The 16,157-nt window shown below is 70.6% G+C and carries 20 protein-coding genes; all 20 read left to right on the top strand.

Annotation, left to right across the window (positions count from 1 at the left end; all coding sequences use genetic code 11):
- Position 1: 1 nt before the first annotated feature.
- The 20 genes from sucC (at position 2) to kdsA (ending at position 16,150) form a co-directional block, all read left to right on the top strand.
- Positions 2–1,153, top strand: coding sequence for an ADP-forming succinate--CoA ligase subunit beta (gene sucC / locus ACOGI9_RS05895; protein ID WP_419858943.1), 1,152 nt, complete (start codon positions 2–4; stop codon positions 1,151–1,153).
- Positions 1,153–2,019: a succinate--CoA ligase subunit alpha gene (gene sucD / locus ACOGI9_RS05890; protein ID WP_419858942.1), complete on the top strand. Its 867-nt coding sequence runs from the start codon at positions 1,153–1,155 to the stop codon at positions 2,017–2,019. Before sucC ends, sucD begins: the two co-directional genes overlap by 1 nt.
- A gap of 49 nt (positions 2,020–2,068) precedes the next feature.
- Positions 2,069–2,527, top strand: coding sequence for an HPP family protein (locus ACOGI9_RS05885; protein WP_419858941.1), 459 nt, complete (start codon positions 2,069–2,071; stop codon positions 2,525–2,527).
- Positions 2,528–2,540: 13 nt separating this feature from the next.
- The gene (gene ndk, locus ACOGI9_RS05880) at positions 2,541–2,957 is read left to right on the top strand and encodes a nucleoside-diphosphate kinase (protein ID WP_310778606.1); all 417 of its coding nucleotides are present in this window, start codon (positions 2,541–2,543) and stop codon (positions 2,955–2,957) included.
- Positions 2,954–3,553 carry a YceD family protein gene (locus ACOGI9_RS05875; protein ID WP_419858940.1) on the top strand — a complete coding sequence of 200 codons (600 nt, stop codon included), beginning with the start codon at positions 2,954–2,956 and terminating at the stop codon, positions 3,551–3,553. Before ndk ends, ACOGI9_RS05875 begins: the two co-directional genes overlap by 4 nt.
- An 84-nt stretch (positions 3,554–3,637) precedes the next feature.
- Positions 3,638–3,820: a 50S ribosomal protein L32 gene (gene rpmF / locus ACOGI9_RS05870; protein ID WP_419858939.1), complete on the top strand. Its 183-nt coding sequence runs from the start codon at positions 3,638–3,640 to the stop codon at positions 3,818–3,820.
- A gap of 68 nt (positions 3,821–3,888) precedes the next feature.
- Positions 3,889–4,869, top strand: a complete 981-nt coding sequence (plsX, locus tag ACOGI9_RS05865) for a phosphate acyltransferase PlsX (protein ID WP_419859245.1) — start codon at positions 3,889–3,891, stop codon at positions 4,867–4,869.
- Positions 4,866–5,801: an ACP S-malonyltransferase gene (gene fabD, locus ACOGI9_RS05860; protein WP_419858938.1), complete on the top strand. Its 936-nt coding sequence runs from the start codon at positions 4,866–4,868 to the stop codon at positions 5,799–5,801. Before plsX ends, fabD begins: the two co-directional genes overlap by 4 nt.
- Positions 5,802–5,812: 11 nt before the next feature.
- The gene (gene fabG, locus ACOGI9_RS05855) at positions 5,813–6,556 is read left to right on the top strand and encodes a 3-oxoacyl-[acyl-carrier-protein] reductase (protein WP_419858937.1); all 744 of its coding nucleotides are present in this window, start codon (positions 5,813–5,815) and stop codon (positions 6,554–6,556) included.
- A gap of 57 nt (positions 6,557–6,613) precedes the next feature.
- On the top strand, positions 6,614–6,844 hold the full coding sequence (locus tag ACOGI9_RS05850; protein ID WP_310759001.1) for an acyl carrier protein: 231 nt from the start codon (positions 6,614–6,616) through the stop codon (positions 6,842–6,844).
- A 44-nt stretch (positions 6,845–6,888) separates the two neighbouring features.
- Positions 6,889–8,139 (top strand): beta-ketoacyl-ACP synthase II, encoded by a 1,251-nt coding sequence (gene fabF / locus ACOGI9_RS05845; RefSeq protein ID WP_419858936.1) that lies wholly within the window; start codon positions 6,889–6,891, stop codon positions 8,137–8,139.
- 57 nt (positions 8,140–8,196) lie between these two features.
- Complete coding sequence (gene purE, locus ACOGI9_RS05840; protein WP_310778451.1) at positions 8,197–8,601, top strand: 5-(carboxyamino)imidazole ribonucleotide mutase; 405 nt, start codon at positions 8,197–8,199, stop codon at positions 8,599–8,601.
- Positions 8,602–8,623: 22 nt separating this feature from the next.
- Positions 8,624–9,112: a 2-C-methyl-D-erythritol 2,4-cyclodiphosphate synthase gene (gene ispF, locus ACOGI9_RS05835; protein WP_419858935.1), complete on the top strand. Its 489-nt coding sequence runs from the start codon at positions 8,624–8,626 to the stop codon at positions 9,110–9,112.
- Positions 9,105–9,749 carry a DedA family protein gene (locus ACOGI9_RS05830; protein ID WP_419858934.1) on the top strand — a complete coding sequence of 215 codons (645 nt, stop codon included), beginning with the start codon at positions 9,105–9,107 and terminating at the stop codon, positions 9,747–9,749. Before ispF ends, ACOGI9_RS05830 begins: the two co-directional genes overlap by 8 nt.
- Entirely contained in the window at positions 9,746–10,660 is a 915-nt protein-coding gene (gene xerD, locus ACOGI9_RS05825) for a site-specific tyrosine recombinase XerD (protein WP_419858933.1), read from the top strand. The genes ACOGI9_RS05830 and xerD overlap by 4 nt, the downstream gene beginning before the upstream one ends.
- A gap of 9 nt (positions 10,661–10,669) precedes the next feature.
- The gene (locus ACOGI9_RS05820; RefSeq protein ID WP_419858932.1) at positions 10,670–11,212 is read left to right on the top strand and encodes a nitroreductase family protein; all 543 of its coding nucleotides are present in this window, start codon (positions 10,670–10,672) and stop codon (positions 11,210–11,212) included.
- On the top strand, positions 11,209–12,801 hold the full coding sequence (locus ACOGI9_RS05815; RefSeq protein WP_419858931.1) for a hypothetical protein: 1,593 nt from the start codon (positions 11,209–11,211) through the stop codon (positions 12,799–12,801). Before ACOGI9_RS05820 ends, ACOGI9_RS05815 begins: the two co-directional genes overlap by 4 nt.
- A gap of 75 nt (positions 12,802–12,876) precedes the next feature.
- Complete coding sequence (gene kdsB, locus ACOGI9_RS05810; RefSeq protein WP_419858930.1) at positions 12,877–13,620, top strand: 3-deoxy-manno-octulosonate cytidylyltransferase; 744 nt, start codon at positions 12,877–12,879, stop codon at positions 13,618–13,620.
- The gene (locus ACOGI9_RS05805) at positions 13,617–15,332 is read left to right on the top strand and encodes a CTP synthase (protein WP_419858929.1); all 1,716 of its coding nucleotides are present in this window, start codon (positions 13,617–13,619) and stop codon (positions 15,330–15,332) included. Before kdsB ends, ACOGI9_RS05805 begins: the two co-directional genes overlap by 4 nt.
- Positions 15,333–15,400: 68 nt before the next feature.
- Positions 15,401–16,150: a 3-deoxy-8-phosphooctulonate synthase gene (kdsA, locus tag ACOGI9_RS05800; protein ID WP_419858928.1), complete on the top strand. Its 750-nt coding sequence runs from the start codon at positions 15,401–15,403 to the stop codon at positions 16,148–16,150.
- The last annotated feature ends 7 nt before the right edge of the window (positions 16,151–16,157 follow it).

Genomic DNA, 16,157 nt, shown 5'->3' with positions numbered 1-16,157 from the left:
TATGAACATTCACGAATTCCAGGCGCGGGCGATCTTCGCGCGGCACGGCATCCCCGTGCCGGAGGCCGAGGTCGCCGCGACCGCGGACGAAGCCGCGGCGGCGGCCGAACGCTTCGGCGGACAAGTGGTCGTCAAGGCCCAGGTCCACGCCGGAGGCCGCGGCAAGGCGGGAGGCGTCAAGCTCGCCGCGACCCCGGCCGAGGCGCGCGACAGCGCCGACGCCATCCTCGGGATGGAGATCAAGGGAATCGAGGTGCGGCGGGTCCTCGTCGCGCCGGCCGAGGACATCGCCTCCGAGGCCTATGTCGGCATCGTGCTCGACCGGGCGCGCCAGGCGGACACGATCATGGTCTCCTCGGAGGGCGGCGTCGACATCGAGGAGGTCGCCGCGACGATGCCCGGGGCGATCCGGAAGGTCGCCGTGGACCCGCGCTACGGGCTCCTCGCCCACCAGGCGGCCCTGCTCGGCCATCACCTCTACGACGACCCGCGCGCGGCGCGGCAGGCTTCGTCCATCATCGCGAAGCTCTACGAGGCGTACCGGGCGAGCGGCGCCACGCTGGCGGAGATCAACCCGATGATCGTGAACCCCGCCGGAGAGGTGAAGGCGATCGACGCGAAGATGAACATCGATGACAACGCCCTCTTCCGGCTTCCCGACATCGCCGCGCTCCGCGACACGGAGGCGGAGAATCCGGCCGAGGTGCGGGCGCGCGAGGCCGAACTCTCCTACATCCCGCTCGACGGCAACGTCGGGTGCTGCGTGAACGGGGCCGGCCTCGCGATGGCCACGATGGACCTGGTCAAGTACTACGGCGGCGAGCCGGCGAACTTCCTCGACATCGGCGGCTCCTCGAATCCCGACAAGGTCGTGGCGGCGCTCGAACTCATCACCGCGGACCCGAACGTGAAGTCGATTCTGTTCAACATCTTCGGCGGCATCACGCGCTGCGACGACGTCGCGAACGGGATCGTGGAGGCGACGGACCGCATGGAACTCGGGGTGCCGATCACGATCCGCCTGACGGGAACGAACGAGGAGGAGGGCGTCGCGATCCTCGCTGCGCGGGGGTTCGAGGCGATGGTGGACATGGACCGGGCGGTGGAGACCGCCGTTCGCCGCGCGGGCGGCGCCACGGAGGGCGGCCGCTGATGGGGATCTTCATCGGAGACGATACGAGGCTCGTGGTCCAGGGGATCACGGGGCGCGACGGCTCGTTCCACACGCGGCAGATGATGGAGTACGGCACGCGCGTCGTGGCCGGCGTGACGCCGGGGAAGGGCGGCCGGTCGTTCGACGACGCCGTGCCCGTGTTCGACACCGTGGAGGAGGCGGTGGCCGAGGCGGAGGCGAACACGAGCGTCATCTACGTGCCCGCGCGCTTCGCGGCGGACGCGGTGTTCGAGGCGGCGGACGCGGGGATCGCGCTCATCGTGTGCATCACCGAGGGCGTGCCCGTCGGGGACATGCTGCGCGTGCTGCCGTACGTGCGGGAGAAGGGCGCGCGTCTCATCGGCCCCAACTGCCCGGGGCTCATCGTCCCCGGCCGCTGCAAGGTCGGGATTCTCCCGGGCCAGATCGTGCGCGAGGGGCCGGTCGGGATCGTGAGCCGTTCCGGCACGCTCACGTACGAGGTCATCTTCCAGCTCACGCGGGCCGGCATCGGACAGTCCGCCTGCGTCGGGATCGGGGGCGACCCGCTCATCGGCACGGACTTCGTCGATTGTCTGGCGGCGTTCGAGGCGGACCCGGAGACGGAGGCCGTCGCGGTGATCGGGGAGATCGGCGGGACGGACGAGCAGGTGGCGGCGGAGTACGTGTCGCGGGAGATGAGCAAGCCCGTCGTCGGGTTCATCGCGGGCCAGACGGCACCTCCCGGCAGGCGCATGGGGCACGCGGGCGCGATCATCTCGGGCTCCGAGGGGACGGCGGAGGAGAAGATCCGCGCCTTCGAGAGCCACGGGATCGGCGTCGCCCGGCGGCCCGCCGACCTGGTGGGTCTGATCCACGACCGCTAGGGCGGGTCGGGGGCGGGACGCGGCGACGCAGAACCGGCGGGAGGCGACAATGAAGGTACGGGAGATCATGACCCGCGACGTGACCACGGTCCCTCCCGGCATGACGGTGGAGGCGGCGGCGGACATGCTCGCGCGCCGCCGGCTCCGCGCGATGCCGGTCATCGATGACGAGGGCCATGTGCTCGGGATGCTCACGGACCGCCTGTTGATCAGCCGCCTCCTGCCCGCGCTCGAGCGGGCGGAGGCGGGCCGGCCGGCGACGGGAAGCGTCCACGCCGGCGAGGTGCGAGACATCATGGAACGGGCCGTGATGTGCGTGAAGGAGGACGAACCGCTGGCCAACGTGGTTCGCCTGATGCTGGACAGGGAAATCGAACGTTTTCCCGTCGTCCGCGAAGGCGAGCTCGTCGGGTTTCTGACGCGCGGTGACATCATCCGAAGGCTCCTTCTTCGGGACGCGGCGGGCGAGGCGGAAGAAACGGAAGCCGAAGAAACGAAAGGGGAGTGAAGCCGTGCAGACGATGACGCTCGCGATCATCAAGCCCGATGCGTTCGGGTCCGGGAAGGCCGGCAGGGTCCTCGCGGCGCTCGAGGACGCGGGCTTTCGCATACGGGGGTCACGGGTTCTGCGGCTCCGGCGCGCCGGAGCCGAAGCCTTCTATGCCGTGCACCGGGAGCGGCCCTTCTTCGGGGCGCTCGTGGAGTTCATGACGTCGGGGCCCTGCATGGCGCTCGCGCTCGAACACGACCGCGCGGTGCCCTACCTGCGCGAGGTCATCGGCGCCACGGACCCGGCGGAGGCCGCGCCGGGCACCGTGCGCGCGCTGTACGCGGAGAGCAAGGAGCGCAACGCGATCCACGGCTCCGACTCGGACGAGAACGCGAGGGCGGAACTCGGCTTTTTCTTCGGACAGGTCGACCTCATCGAGAGCGCGTGAGCCCGCGTCGCGCATCGCCGCCGCCGGACCCGGCGGAATCTGCGCGAATCGGACTTGCGGGCCTCGACGCCGGCCCCATCGAGCGGGCGTTTCGCGTCGAGACGCCGGACGAATCGCTCGGCGCGTTGCCGCTCCCCTTCGAGTACGTCGACATCGAGGTCGAAATCCGGAAGGCGGATGGGGCCTCGGTTCGCGCCCGGGGCACGCTCGGCGCGCGGGCCACGGTCGAGTGCCGCCGCTGCCTCGATCCGACCCGGGTCCGCGTGCGCGCCAGGTGGGACGCGCTATACCGCCCGCCCGCCCGGGTCACGCCGGGCGAAGAGGGGGTCTGGGCGCTGGACGCCGAGTCGGGCGAACTGGACCTGGCGGGGCCGATCCGCGAGGAGTTGTGGGTCCAGGCGCCCGCCTGGGTGGAGTGCTCGCCCGAGTGCCCGGGGCTCTGCCCGGCGTGCGGCGCGCGGGTCGCGGAACAGCCGTGCCGCTGCCCGCCGCCTGAACCCGACGCGCGCTGGGCCGCGCTGGAGGGACTGGGAGGAGGTTCGGCGGACGCCTCGGAGGGCGCTTCGGAGGGGGCCCCGGAGGGCGAAATTCCTTGACATTCGGGGGCGAAAAGCGCCAGTTACCACGCTCCGTTCGAACGTCGCGGAGTTCCATTCGATGGCCAGGAGTGAGTTGACGATATGGCTGTTCCCAAGAGACGGACGTCGAAGCAGCGCAAGCGCAAGCGGCGCACGCACTACAGGGCGCCGGACAACGCGCGCCAGGCGTGTCCCAAGTGCGGGGATCCGAAGCGACCGCATCGCGTCTGCCCGACCTGCGGCTACTACGCGGACCGCGAGGTCGTTCAGGTCGACGACTTTTGAAGCCCCCGAGCGCGGCCGCCGCCCTCCGGCGGCCGGGCCGGGTAGATGAGTCGGGCGAGCAGCCCGTGATGCGGGTAGCGCTCGATCTGCTGGGCGGAGACGCCGCGCCGGAAGCCACGCTGCAGGCCGCCGCGGCGGCGCTCGACGCGTGGCCGGATGATCTTTCACTCCTGCTCGTGGGGCCCGGCGATCTCCTGCGCGAAGCGCGAAGCCGCTTCCCGCGCGACCGGGTGGCGTGGCTCGCGGCGGAGGAGTTCATCGGCCCGGCGGAACCGCCCGCCCTCGCCGTGCGGCGGAAGGCCGACAGCACCGTGGTCCGCGGCCTCGAGGCCGTGCGCGACGGGAGGGCCGACGGCTTCGTGTCCGCCGGGCCGACGGGAGCCACCGTCGTGGCTTCGGTGCTCACGCTCGGCTTGCTCCCCGGCGTGGACCGCCCGCCCGTGGGCGCCCTCTTTCCGACCGCGACCGGGCGCGTGCTCGTCATGGACGTAGGCGCGAACGTGGACGTCCGTCCGCGGCAACTGCACCAGTTCGCGCACCTGGGCTCGACCTATCTGCGCCGGACGCTTTCGGTCGGGCGGCCGCGGGTCGGCCTCCTCAACATCGGCGTGGAGGGAGAGAAGGGAGGAGGCGCGATCGCGACGGCCCACGGGCTCCTCTCCGCCGACCCGGAGCTCCATTTCGTCGGCAACGTGGAGGGACACCAGATCGTGACCGGGGCCTGCGACGTGCTCGTGTGCGGCGGTTTCGTCGGCAACGTGCTGCTCAAGTTCTACGAGTCGATCGCCGAGTTCGTGCTCGGGATCTTCCGCAACGCCGGCGTGGGCGAAGGGGGCGAACTCGGCGAGGCGCTGCGCTTTCTCGACTACGCCGAGTACGGCGGCGCGCCCCTGTTCGGCGTGGACGGAGTCACGGTCATCTGTCACGGGACTTCCCCCTCGCGCGCCATCATGAACGGGATTCGCACGGCGGCCGACTGCGCCGCTTCGGGCTTCACCTCCGTCACGCGCACCTCCCTCGCCCGGATGCCGCAGGAGAGCGGCGCGTGAGCAGGGTCGCGCTCCTCTTTCCGGGACAGGGCGCCCAGTACGTGGGCATGGGGCGGGACCTGACGGAAGACGACGGGTCGGTGCGGGAACTCTACGAGCGCGCGGACGATACGCTCGGCATGCCGCTGAGCCGGATCTGCTGGGAGGGGCCCGAGGAGGAGCTTCGGGCGACCGAGAACGCGCAACCGGCGATCATGCTGCACTCCTTCGCCATCTGGCACCTCATCGCCGCGCGCGCCGGGGAAGCGGGCATCGGGGCGGGACATTCGCTCGGCGAACTGTCGGCGTACCTCGTGTCCGACGCCTTCGGCTTCGAGGACGGCCTCCGGATCGTGCGCGAGCGCGGACGGCTCATGGGGGCCTCGGGCGCGGACCGGCCGGGCACGATGGCCGCCGTACTCGGGTTGGACGCGGAATCCGTGGCCGACGCCTGCGAGCGGGCGGGGGCGGCCGGGGGGATCGCCGTGCCCGCGAATCTCAACGCGCCGGGCCAGGTCGTCATCAGCGGCGATGTCGAGACCGTGGCCGCGGCGGGTCGGCTCGCTTCGGAGGCCGGCGCGCGCCGCGTCCTCCCGCTCAACGTGAGCGGCGCGTTCCATTCGCCCCTCATGGCGACGGCGGCCGAAGGGCTGGCGGCGGCACTCGAGGGGACGGATTGGCGCGATCCCTCGTTTCCCATCGTCTCCAACGCCACGGCGACGCCCGTGACGGAATCCGGGGAGGCGCGGAGAACCCTCATCCTGCAGCTCACGTCGCCCGTCCGGTGGATGGAGGGGATCGACCGCATCCGCGAGACGGGGACCGCGCGCTGGCTCGAGGTCGGACCCGGAAACGTGCTCTCGGGCCTCGCCCGCCGCATCGATCGAAGCCTGCGCGTGACCGCGGTCGGAGACTCGCCGTCCGTGGACGCCTACCTCGGATCTTCGGACTGAAGGGTGCCTGCATGAGTGAACTCACGGGGGAGATCGCGATCGTCACGGGGGCGACGCGCGGCATCGGGACCGCGATCGCGGAGGAACTGGCCCGCGCGGGCGCGCGCGTCGCCGTGATCGGCACCGGGGCGGACCGCGCCCGGGCCGTGGCCGAGGGCCTGCCCGGCGAGGGCCACGCGGGCTTCGGCTGCGACGTCTCCGACCCGGAGGCGTGCAAGCGACTCGTCGCGGACGTGTCCGAGACGCTCGGCGCCGCGACGATCCTCGTGAACAACGCCGGGATCACGCGCGACAACATCCTCCTCCGCCTCAAGGACGAGGACTGGCGGTCCGTGCTCGACACGAACCTGTCGGGGGCCTTCTATCTCATGCGGGCCGTCGCCCGCGGCATGATGAAGCGGCGCGCCGGAAACATCGTGAACATCTCCAGCGTCGTGGGCTTGACGGGAAACCGCGGCCAGTCCAACTATGCGGCGGCCAAAGCCGCCCTGATCTCGCTCACCCGAAGCGTCGCTCAGGAGCTTGCGAGTCGCGGCGTGCGGGCCAACGCGGTCGCCCCCGGGTTCATCTCGACCGACATGACCTCGGGACTGCCCGAAAGCGTTCAAAAAGCCATGTCGGAGAGGATTCCCCTCGGCCGGCCGGGGTCCCCGGAAGATGTCGCCACGGTGGTGCGATTTCTCGTCGGTCCCGGGGCTTCGTACGTTACCGGGCAGGTGATCGTCGTCGACGGCGGGATGGTCATGCAGTCGTAGCGTCGGGAAACAGGGGCCGCGGGTCGGTCCCCTTCATTACAAGGAGAACACGCAATCATGGACAACGCGGCACGCGTGCGGGAGATCATCGCGCAGGAACTCGGCGTGGAGCAGGAGAAGGTGGTGGACGACGCGAACTTCGTCGATGATCTGGGCGCCGACTCGCTCGATACCGTCGAACTCGTGATGGCTTTCGAGGAGGAGTTCGGGATCGAGATCCCGGATGAGGACGCGGAGAGGATGCAGACGGTCGAGGAGGCCATCGCGTATCTGAACGAGAAGGTCTAGGGAGGCTTCGTACGGGCGGCCGGCGCCCGCGGGCCTTTCATTTCATGAGAAGACGTGTAGCGATCACGGGGATCGGCCTCGTCACCCCGATCGGACTCGATCCCGACTCGACCTGGGACGCGCTCCTCCGCGGCGTGAGCGGCGCGGGGCCCATCACCCAGTTCGACGCATCCGACCAGTCGGTCCGCTTCGCCTGCGAGGTGAAGGACTTCGACCCGGCGCAGTACATGGACCGGAAGGACGCCCGACGGGCGGACCGGTTCCTCCACTTCTCGATGGCCGCGGCGGAGCAGGCCGTGACCGAGGCCGGTTTCGCGGATGGATTCGGAGAGCTTCCCCCGGATCGGGTCGGCGTGCTCATCGGCGTCGGGATCGGCGGGCTTCCGCTGCTCGAGGCCCAGCACGAGAAGCTCCTCGCCGGCGGACCCCGGCGCGTCTCCCCCTTCTTCATCCCCATGTTCATCCCGGACATGGCTTCGGGGATGGTGTCGATGCGGTACGGGGCGCAGGGCCCCAACTATGCGACCGTCTCGGCCTGCGCCTCCAGCGGCCATTCCGTCGGGCTGGCCTTCCGCTCGATCCGGAACGGCGAGGCCGACGTGATGATCACGGGGGGCAGCGAGTCCACCATCACGCCGCTCGCGGTCGCCGGCTTCGCGAACATGCGGGCGATGTCGACGCGCAACGACGATCCGAAGCGGGCCTCGCGCCCCTTCGACGCGCACCGCGACGGGTTCGTGCTCGGGGAGGGCGCGGGGATGTTCATCCTCGAGGAACTCGAGCACGCGAAGGCACGCGGGGCGACGATCCTCGGGGAGGTGGCGGGCTTCGGACAGAGCGCGGATGCCTACCACATGACGGCGCCGGCGCCGGATGGCTCGGGGGCGCGGCTCGCCATGGAGCAGGCGCTCGACGACGCGGGACTCGACCCGGCGGACGTCGGGTACATCAACGCCCACGGCACGTCGACGCCCGCGAACGACGTGTCCGAGACGAAGGCGATCAAGGACGTCCTGGGCGACCACGCGTATTCGATCGTCGTGGGTTCGACGAAGTCGATGACGGGGCACACGCTCGGGGCGGCCGGGGCCATAGAGGGGGCGATCTCCGCTCTCGTCTGCCTGCGCGGAATCATCCCGCCCACGATCAACTTCGAGGAAGCGGATCCCGAGTGCGATCTCGAATACGCCCACGGAGGCGTGCTGGAACGCGAGGTCGAGGTCGCGCTCTCGAATTCTTTCGGGTTCGGCGGCCACAACGTCTGTCTGGCCGTCCGGCGCTGGAACGACGACTAGGACGCTAGCGGCCTTCCGCGCGGGCGGCGCCCGCGGCGGATCGGCCGGGAGGATACGATGAGTTCGGTACTGGTGATGATGGGGTCGGAATCGGACATGCCCACGATGGACAAGGGCGTGGCGATCCTTCGCGAGCACGGGGTCGAGGTGCAGGTCGAGGTGAGTTCGGCCCACCGGCAGCCGAAGCGGACCGCGGAGTTGGCGGAGGGCGCGGCGGCGGCTGGCCATTCCGTCGTAATCTGCGGGGCGGGCCTGTCGGCGGCGCTTCCCGGCGTCGTGGCGGCGCACACCTCCCTCCCGGTGATCGGCGTCCCCGTCTCCGCGGGCACGCTCGGAGGGCTCGACGCGCTCCTTTCGTGCGCGCAGATGCCGCCGGGCGTCCCCGTCGCCGCGGTGGGCATCGACAACGCGAAGAACGCGGCCCACCTCGCCCTCCGCATCCTGGGCACGGGGCGGGACTAGCCCCGCCGCGGAGGTTCGTTCGGTGCGGACCGGCGTCGGGTACGATTCCCACCGCTTCGATGAGGCGCGGCCTCTCGTGCTGGGGGGCGTGACGATCCCCGATGCCCCCGGACTGAAGGGACACTCCGATGGAGACGCGGTCGCGCACGCGATCACGGATGCGGTCCTGGGCGCCGCGGGCCTCGGGGACATCGGCGTGCTCTTCCCGGATACGGACCCCGCGTACGCGGGCGCCGACTCCATCGAACTCCTCGCCTCGGCGGTGCGCCGCCTGCGCGGCGAGGGATTCCGGGTGGTGAACGTCGACGCGACCGTCATCGCCGAGCGGCCCCGCATCTCGCCGCACGCCGCGGCCATGCGGGAGCGGCTCGGCGAGGCTCTGGGCACGGGGGCGGCCGGCGTGTCGATCAAGGGCAAGTCGAACGAGGGGATGGGGTGGATCGGACGGGGCGAGGGCCTCGCCGCCATCGCGGTCGCGACGGTGACCGCGGCTGCGGGGGACGGTGCCTGAGGTTCCCGGCGTTCAACCCCTCCTCGACTTCCTCCTCGCCCTCCCGGCGGTCACCGCCTACGCGCTCATCACCGCGGGCTCCGCCCTGGAGAACATCTTCCCGCCCGTCCCATCCGACACGTTCGTGGTGCTCGGCGCCGTGCTCGCGGACAGGGGATCGTTGCAGCCCCTCCCCGTCCTGCTCTGCGCGTGGATCGCAAACTCGGGCGGCGCGATGGTCGTGTTCGGACTCGCGCGGCGGCGCGGCCGGGGCGCCTTCGAGACGCGCTGGGGCCGGCGCCTCCTCCGCCCGCACCAGTTCGAGCGTCTGTCCCGCTTCTACGAGCGTCACGGGCTGTGGGCCATCTTTTTCGCCCGCTGCCTGCCGGTCCTGCGCGTGGTCGCCCCTACCTTCGCGGGGTTCACGGGGCTGGGCTGGGTGCGGGCGATGGCCCCGGTCGTCGCCGCGTCGCTGCTCTGGAACGGGCTCATGCTGGCGGGAGGCATGTTCGCCTCGCGCAACGTGGACCGCCTCATGGAGCTGCTCGGACAGGTCAACGCCTGGCTCCTGCTCGTGGCCGCCGTCCTCATCGGCGCCATCATCGGCTGGTGGATCCGAAGCCGGCGCGATGACGGCGCGTCGGACGCGTCGCCATGACGGGAGAAGGTCCGGACATCGAGCGCGCCTTCCACATCGAGCCTTTCCGGGACCACCTCGGCTTCGAGCGGGGGCTCTCTACGCGCACCATCGACGCGTACCTCCGCGAGGCCCGGCGTTTCGCGGCCTTCGCGGCATCGGAGGGCGTGGCGGAGCCGGCCGGGGTCACGTACGGGCTGCTGCGCGACCATGTCGCATGGTTGGCCGACGAGGGACTGGCGGCATCGAGCGTCGCGCGGAGCGTATACGCGCTGCGCGGCTACTTCCGCTTCCTCATCGTCGAGGGCGCCCTCGAGGCCGATCCGAGCGAGCGCCTCGAAGCGCCGCGCGCGGGCCGCCCTCTCCCGGACGTGCTGTCCGTCCACGAGATCGAGGCGCTGGTCGCGGCGGGCGACCCGGAGGGCCGTACGGTGCCGCGGGATAACGCCATGCTCGAGATCCTCTACGGCTGCGGGCTCCGCGTGTCGGAACTCCTGTCGTTGAAGGGGAGAGATGTCGACCTTGAGGAAGCCTTTGTGCGCGTGCGCGGGAAGGGCGGGAAGGAGCGAATCGTTCCGATCGGCGCGTATGCATGTTCGGCGGTGGGCCGATACCTTGAAGCACTGAGGCCCGAACTCGACCGGGGACACTCCGAAGGTTGCGTTTTCCTCAATGCGCGGGGGCGTCCGCTGAGCCGGATGGGCGTCTTGAAGATCCTTCGCCGCCGCGTCGAGCGTGCCGGCATCCTGAAGCGCGTGACGCCCCATACGCTGCGCCACAGCTTCGCGACTCACCTGCTGGAGGGAGGCGCCGACCTCGCGTCGGTCCAGGAGATGCTCGGACATGCAGACATCTCGACGACCGAGATCTACACGCATGCGGACCGGTCGCTCCTGCGGCAGGTGCACCGCAGCCACCATCCGCGTGGCTGAGCGGCGTCGATGAGGTTGACCCGCCTCCTCCATCTGTCGCGCAACCGGCGTCCCGTCCGGCGCTTCCGCGACCATCTCGTCGAACCCGAGGTCGTGGAGGCGGTGCTGGAGGCGGCGCGCTACGCGTCGTCCGCGCGGGAGGCGCAGCCGTGGCGCTTCGTCGTCGTGCAGGAGGCGCTGGCACGCCACAGGATCGCGGCGGCCGCCTTCAACCATCCCCACGTGATGACGGCGCCCGTCGTCGTCGCCTGCTGCGCGCGGATCCACTCGCACGTGAGCGGCACGGGGCGTCCGAGCTTCGCCATGGACCTCGCTTCCGCCACGCAGACGATGATGCTGGCGGCGGCGGATCTCGGCGTGCAGTCGAGCTGGGTCTACGGCTTCCGGGAGGGCGACGTCCGCGAGATCCTGGGCGTTCCGGAGCACGTGCCGATCGTGGCCCTCTTCTGCCTCGGGTACCACGACGGGCTGGCGGAACTGCCGGAGCGGCTGCCGCGCGAGGAGGTGATCGCCTGGGACCGCTGGCGGACGGCGGTGAGGGCCGGACAATGAAACGCCTCGTGCTTGCGGTCGCGCTCGCCGCGGCGCCGGCGGCCGGGCTGCCGGCCCCCGGGAGCGGGCAGGAGGTGTGGCTGGCCGAGGAGCCGCGGTCGGAGGCGCAGGCGGCGCTGGCGGCCTTCCTCGACGCCGGCGGCTTCGCGGTGTGGACGAGGGACACGGTCCTGGCGCGGGGAGATACGGTGCCGGGAGCCGTCCTCCTGCTCGAAGGCACGGCGCGTATCGCGGGGCGGATCGAGGGCGATCTCTACGTCGTCGACGGCGACCTCTTCCTGCGCTCCGGCGCGTCCATCGCCGGCGACGTGCTGGTGCTCGGGGGCGGGTTCTACGACTCGGACGTGGCGGAAGTCGAGGGGGCCGTCACCTACCGTCCGAGCGAGCCGCTGCGCGTCCGGCCCGCGCGGGGCGGGTTCGAGATCATCTCCGAAGTCGAGCCCGAACCCGCCTTCGAGTTCGACGGCACCTACGGTTTCCATCTCCCCACCTACGACCGCGTGAACGGCCTCGCCTTCCCGGTCGGCGCGCTGGCCCGCCTCTCCGCCGCCCCCGCCCGGCCCGAACTGGCGGCCGGGATGACATGGATCCCGGCCCGCGAGGATGTGGACTACCGCCTCCACAACTCCTGGCACCTCGGCGAACGCGTCCGACTGGGCCTGTTCGCGACCAGCGCCGTGGTCAGCAACGAGGAATGGATCCGGCCGACGTGGTACAACAGCCTCGCGCACTTCGTGGCCGGCGACGACGTCCGCAGCCACTACGACTCGAGGGAGATCGGCCTGGAAGTGGAATGGAGGTCGCCGGAGCCGCCCGTGTGGGAGGATGCGCCCCGCTGGCGCGTCGTCGCCGCGTTGGGACGCGAGGAGGCGGCGGACTTTCTCGTCCGCCAGGTCACGATCCTCTTTGGCGACGAGCCGCCGGGGCCGCTCCGGTCGCTGCCGGATTACGATCCTCATCTCCAGGTTGCCGACGGCAGTCTGTGGTTCGGGCGCCTCGGCTTCGAGTGGGAATCGCAGGGTAGAGACGGGCACACGGCGATGGGTCTCGGCGTTGAGGTCGGGTTGGAGGACGAGTTGAGCCGCGTCGTAGCCGGCATCGGCCCGATTTCGGAGTACGACTTCCTGCTGGTGGAGGGGCGCTTCTCCGCTCGTCGGGTGACGGCGTCGGGGCATGCGGTTGAAGCGTTCGGGATCGGGCGTCTCGACGTCACCGGTCGCCTGCCCACGCAGCGCCACTCGATGATCGGGGGCATCGGAACGCTGCCGACCATGCCGTTGCGCGGCCTGCGGGACGCCCGCCTGGTCTACGCGGAGGCGGCGTACGGCATCCCCCTCGTTGGCGACGTGGCGCTCGGCGGGCTGGACGCCTTCGCGCGCGGCAGCGGCGGGGGCGTCGGTTCGGAAAACGGGCTTCGACTGTACGGTTCGATCCAGGGCGGGCTGGCCCTCCGCATGTGGGACTTCAAGCTCGAGTTCGGGGTTGCGGCGGGTTCCACGCTCGAGCCCGATGATCCCGGCCTCATCGGTTTCATCGACGTCCGGACGCGCAAATCCCACCGTCCCACGCGCATGCCGCCACCGCGCTGATTCTTTTGACAACCCCGGAGCGCGAACCTAGCTTTTCGCGATGCCGCTCCGGACCGTCTCCCGGCCCTCCCAGCGATGGGCGTGATCTGCGTCCTTCCCGCCCGTATCTCCAGCACCCGTATCTCCAGGAAGCCCCTCCAGCCGCTGGCCGGCCGCACGCTCCTTGAGTGGTGCTGGCGCGCCGCCTCGGCGATCCGCGCCTTCGACAGGGTCGTGATCGCGACGGACAGCGACGAGATCGAGGAATGCGCGCGGGGGTTCGATGCGGAGGTCGTCCGCACGCGGTCGGATCACCCGTCCGGCACGGACCGCGTGGATGAAGCCGCCGACCTTCTCGGCGCGGCGGAGGATGACGTCGTCGTGAACTTCCAGGCGGACGAGCCGTTCGTGGACGGCGGGGCGATCGAGGGCGCGGTGCGGAGCGCGCGGGAAGTCGCGACGATCGCGGCGCCGATCCGCGGGGATGAGGAGTGGCGGTCCCCGGCCGTGGTCAAGGTCGCCCGGGCCGCCGACGGGAGGGCGCTCTACTTCAGCCGCAGCCCGATCCCGTTCTCGCGGGACGCGTCGCCGGAGTTCGGCACCCGCGCGCGGCTGCGCCACATCGGCGTGTACGCCTGCCGGCGCTCGGCGCTCAAGCGGTGGGCGGCCCTGCCCGAGTCCGCGCTCGAACGTGCCGAGCGGCTGGAACAGTTGAGGGCGCTCGAGGCGGGCATGCGGATCCACGTCGAACTCGGTCCGTGGACCGAGCCGGGAGTCGATCTTCCCGCGGATATCGCGCGGGCGGAACGAGTATTGTCCAGCAAGGAGGTGCGGGGATGAGGGACGACAAGTCGCCGACGAAGTACATATTCATCACGGGAGGGGTCGTCTCCGCGCTGGGGAAGGGCATCACGGCGGCCTCGATCGGGCGCCTGCTCGTCGAACGTGGCCTGCGCGTGACGATCCAGAAGTTCGACCCGTACCTGAACGTCGACCCGGGGACGATGTCGCCGTTCCAGCACGGCGAGGTCTACGTGACGGACGACGGGGCGGAGACCGACCTCGACCTCGGCCACTACGAACGGTTCATCGACGAGTCGCTCTCGCAGGCGAACAACGTCACGACGGGCCGCGTCTATCAGGACATCATCACGAAGGAGCGCCGGGGCGACTTCCTCGGCGTCACGGTCCAGGTCATCCCGCACGTGACCGACGAGATCAAGACGGCGGCGCGGCGCCTGGGTCCGGATCACGATGTCGTGATCACGGAGATCGGCGGGACCGTCGGCGACATCGAGTCGCTCCCCTTCCTGGAGGCGATCCGGCAGTTCCGGCAGGATGTGGGCCGCGAGCATTCCCTCTTCATCCACCTCACGCTCGTCCCCTGGATCAACGCATCCGGCGAACTGAAGACAAAGCCGACGCAGCACTCGGTGCGGGAACTCCTGAGCATCGGAATCCAGCCCGACCTGCTCGTGTGCCGGACCGAACACGACCTCGACGATGGGATCAAGCAGAAGATCGCCCGCTTCTGCAACGTCGACGTGAACCGGGTCATCGAGTCGCGCGACGTATCGACGATCTACGAACTCCCGCTCGCCTATCGCGCGCAGGAGGTGGACGACCGCATCTGCGAGCAGTTCGGGTTCGACACGCCTCCGCCGAACCTCGACAGCTGGAAGGCGATGGTGGACCGGATCAAGAACCCGTCGAACGGCCGGGTCCGGATCTGCGTGGTGGGGAAGTACACGGAACTCGTGGATTCGTACAAGTCGATCGCGGAGGCGTTCATCCACGGCGGCGCGGTGAACGACGTCGAGATGGATGTCGAGTGGCGGTCCGCGGAGGACGTGGAGGCGCGGGGGACCGACTTCCTCGAAGGCTTCCACGGGGTGCTCATCCCGGGCGGCTTCGGGGAGCGCGGCATCGACGGGATGATCGACACGATCCGGTTCGTCCGGGAGCGGGAGATCCCCTATTTCGGGATCTGTCTGGGCCTGCAGTGCGCCATCATCGAGTTCGCGCGCAACGTATGCGGTCTCCCGACGGCCCACTCGACCGAGTTCGACCCGGGGACGAGCGATCCCGTGATCTCGCTCCTGGACTCGCAGCACCAGGTGACGGACATGGGCGGCACCATGCGGCTCGGAGCCTACCCGTGCCTGCTTCAGCCGGGATCCCGGGTGCATGGCGTTTACGGCGCCGACGAGATCTCCGAGCGGCACCGCCACCGGTATGAGGTCAACCCGGCCTATCGAGAGACGCTGGGAGCGAAGGGGCTGGTCTTCAGCGGCATGTCGCCCGACGGGGGACTCGTCGAGATGCTCGAACTTCCCGAACATCCCTACTTCCTCGCCACGCAGTTTCACCCGGAACTCAAGTCGCGGCCGACGAAGGCGCACCCGCTCTTCGCGGCGTTCGTCGAGGCGGCGGTGACGCGGCGGGACGTGCTCCGGGGAACACCCCGCGACTCCGCCGGGCAGAACGGGGCTGCCGAGGAGTGGGCGGACCCGGCGGCGGACCGGACGAGCGGGGTCACGGTCGGGAGATGAACGCGGGGCGTCCCTCTTTTTTTTCGGGCCGCCGGCGCACATCGCTCTTTCTCATCGCCGGGCCCTGCGTGCTCGAGGACGACGCCCTCAACTTCGAGGTCGCGGATCACCTGGCGGCACTCGGGAGACGGCTCGACCTGCCGGTGACGTTCAAGGGCTCGTTCGACAAGGCGAACCGGAGTTCCGCGTCGTCGGCCCGGGGACCGGGTCTCGACGAAGGGCTGGCGGCGCTCGTCCGGGTGCGAGACCGCACCGGACTCCCGCTGCTCACCGACATTCACCTCCCCGAACAGGCGGCGCCCGCGGCGGCGGTCGTGGACGCGCTCCAGATTCCCGCCTTCCTCTGCCGGCAGACGGATCTGCTGCGGGCGGCGGCGGCCACGGGACGGCCGGTGAACGTGAAAAAGGGACAGTGGATGGCCCCGGGGGATGTCGAGGGCGTGATCGGGAAGCTCCGACAGGGGGGTGCGCGTGAGATGGCGGTGACGGAACGCGGGTTCGCCTTCGGCTACGGGCGCTGGGTCGTCGACATGCGGAGCTTCGCCCTCATGCGCGAGGCGACGGGCTGTCCGACGGTGTTCGACGCGTCCCACGCCGTGCAGTTGCCGGGCGGAGAGGGGGCGAGGAGCGGCGGGGAGCCGGAGCACATCGGACGCCTGGCGGCGGCGGCGGTCGCGGCCGGGGCGGACGGCCTCTTCATCGAGGTGCACCCGGATCCCGCGGCGGCCCCCTCCGATGGGTCGAACATGCTGCCGCTCGCCGAACTCGAGCGCGTCGTGGACCGGGCGCTGCGCGTGCGTGAGGCCGTGGCGGTCTGAGAGCCCG

Origin of the sequence: Candidatus Palauibacter irciniicola, assembly GCF_965208695.1 — a bacterium.
GTDB lineage: Bacteria > Gemmatimonadota > Gemmatimonadetes > Palauibacterales > Palauibacteraceae > Palauibacter > Palauibacter irciniicola.
This window is presented reverse-complemented; position numbering and strand designations above follow the sequence as displayed.

Bases quoted from the DNA above. Each gene is read 5' to 3' on its own strand.
- ACOGI9_RS05850 (WP_310759001.1), top strand. From the start codon at position 6,614: ATGGACAACGCGGCACGCGTGCGGGAGATCATCGCGCAGGAACTCGGC.
- ACOGI9_RS05815 (WP_419858931.1), top strand. From the start codon at position 11,209: ATGAAACGCCTCGTGCTTGCGGTCGCGCTCGCCGCGGCGCCGGCGGCC.
- fabF (WP_419858936.1), top strand. From the start codon at position 6,889: ATGAGAAGACGTGTAGCGATCACGGGGATCGGCCTCGTCACCCCGATC.
- ACOGI9_RS05885 (WP_419858941.1), top strand. From the start codon at position 2,069: ATGAAGGTACGGGAGATCATGACCCGCGACGTGACCACGGTCCCTCCC.
- ACOGI9_RS05805 (WP_419858929.1), top strand. From the start codon at position 13,617: ATGAGGGACGACAAGTCGCCGACGAAGTACATATTCATCACGGGAGGG.
- xerD (WP_419858933.1), top strand. From the start codon at position 9,746: ATGACGGGAGAAGGTCCGGACATCGAGCGCGCCTTCCACATCGAGCCT.
- fabG (WP_419858937.1), top strand. From the start codon at position 5,813: ATGAGTGAACTCACGGGGGAGATCGCGATCGTCACGGGGGCGACGCGC.
- kdsB (WP_419858930.1), top strand. From the start codon at position 12,877: ATGGGCGTGATCTGCGTCCTTCCCGCCCGTATCTCCAGCACCCGTATC.
- sucC (WP_419858943.1), top strand. From the start codon at position 2: ATGAACATTCACGAATTCCAGGCGCGGGCGATCTTCGCGCGGCACGGC.
- purE (WP_310778451.1), top strand. From the start codon at position 8,197: ATGAGTTCGGTACTGGTGATGATGGGGTCGGAATCGGACATGCCCACG.
- sucD (WP_419858942.1), top strand. From the start codon at position 1,153: ATGGGGATCTTCATCGGAGACGATACGAGGCTCGTGGTCCAGGGGATC.
- plsX (WP_419859245.1), top strand. From the start codon at position 3,889: ATGCGGGTAGCGCTCGATCTGCTGGGCGGAGACGCCGCGCCGGAAGCC.
- rpmF (WP_419858939.1), top strand. From the start codon at position 3,638: ATGGCTGTTCCCAAGAGACGGACGTCGAAGCAGCGCAAGCGCAAGCGG.
- ACOGI9_RS05820 (WP_419858932.1), top strand. From the start codon at position 10,670: ATGAGGTTGACCCGCCTCCTCCATCTGTCGCGCAACCGGCGTCCCGTC.
- ndk (WP_310778606.1), top strand. From the start codon at position 2,541: ATGACGCTCGCGATCATCAAGCCCGATGCGTTCGGGTCCGGGAAGGCC.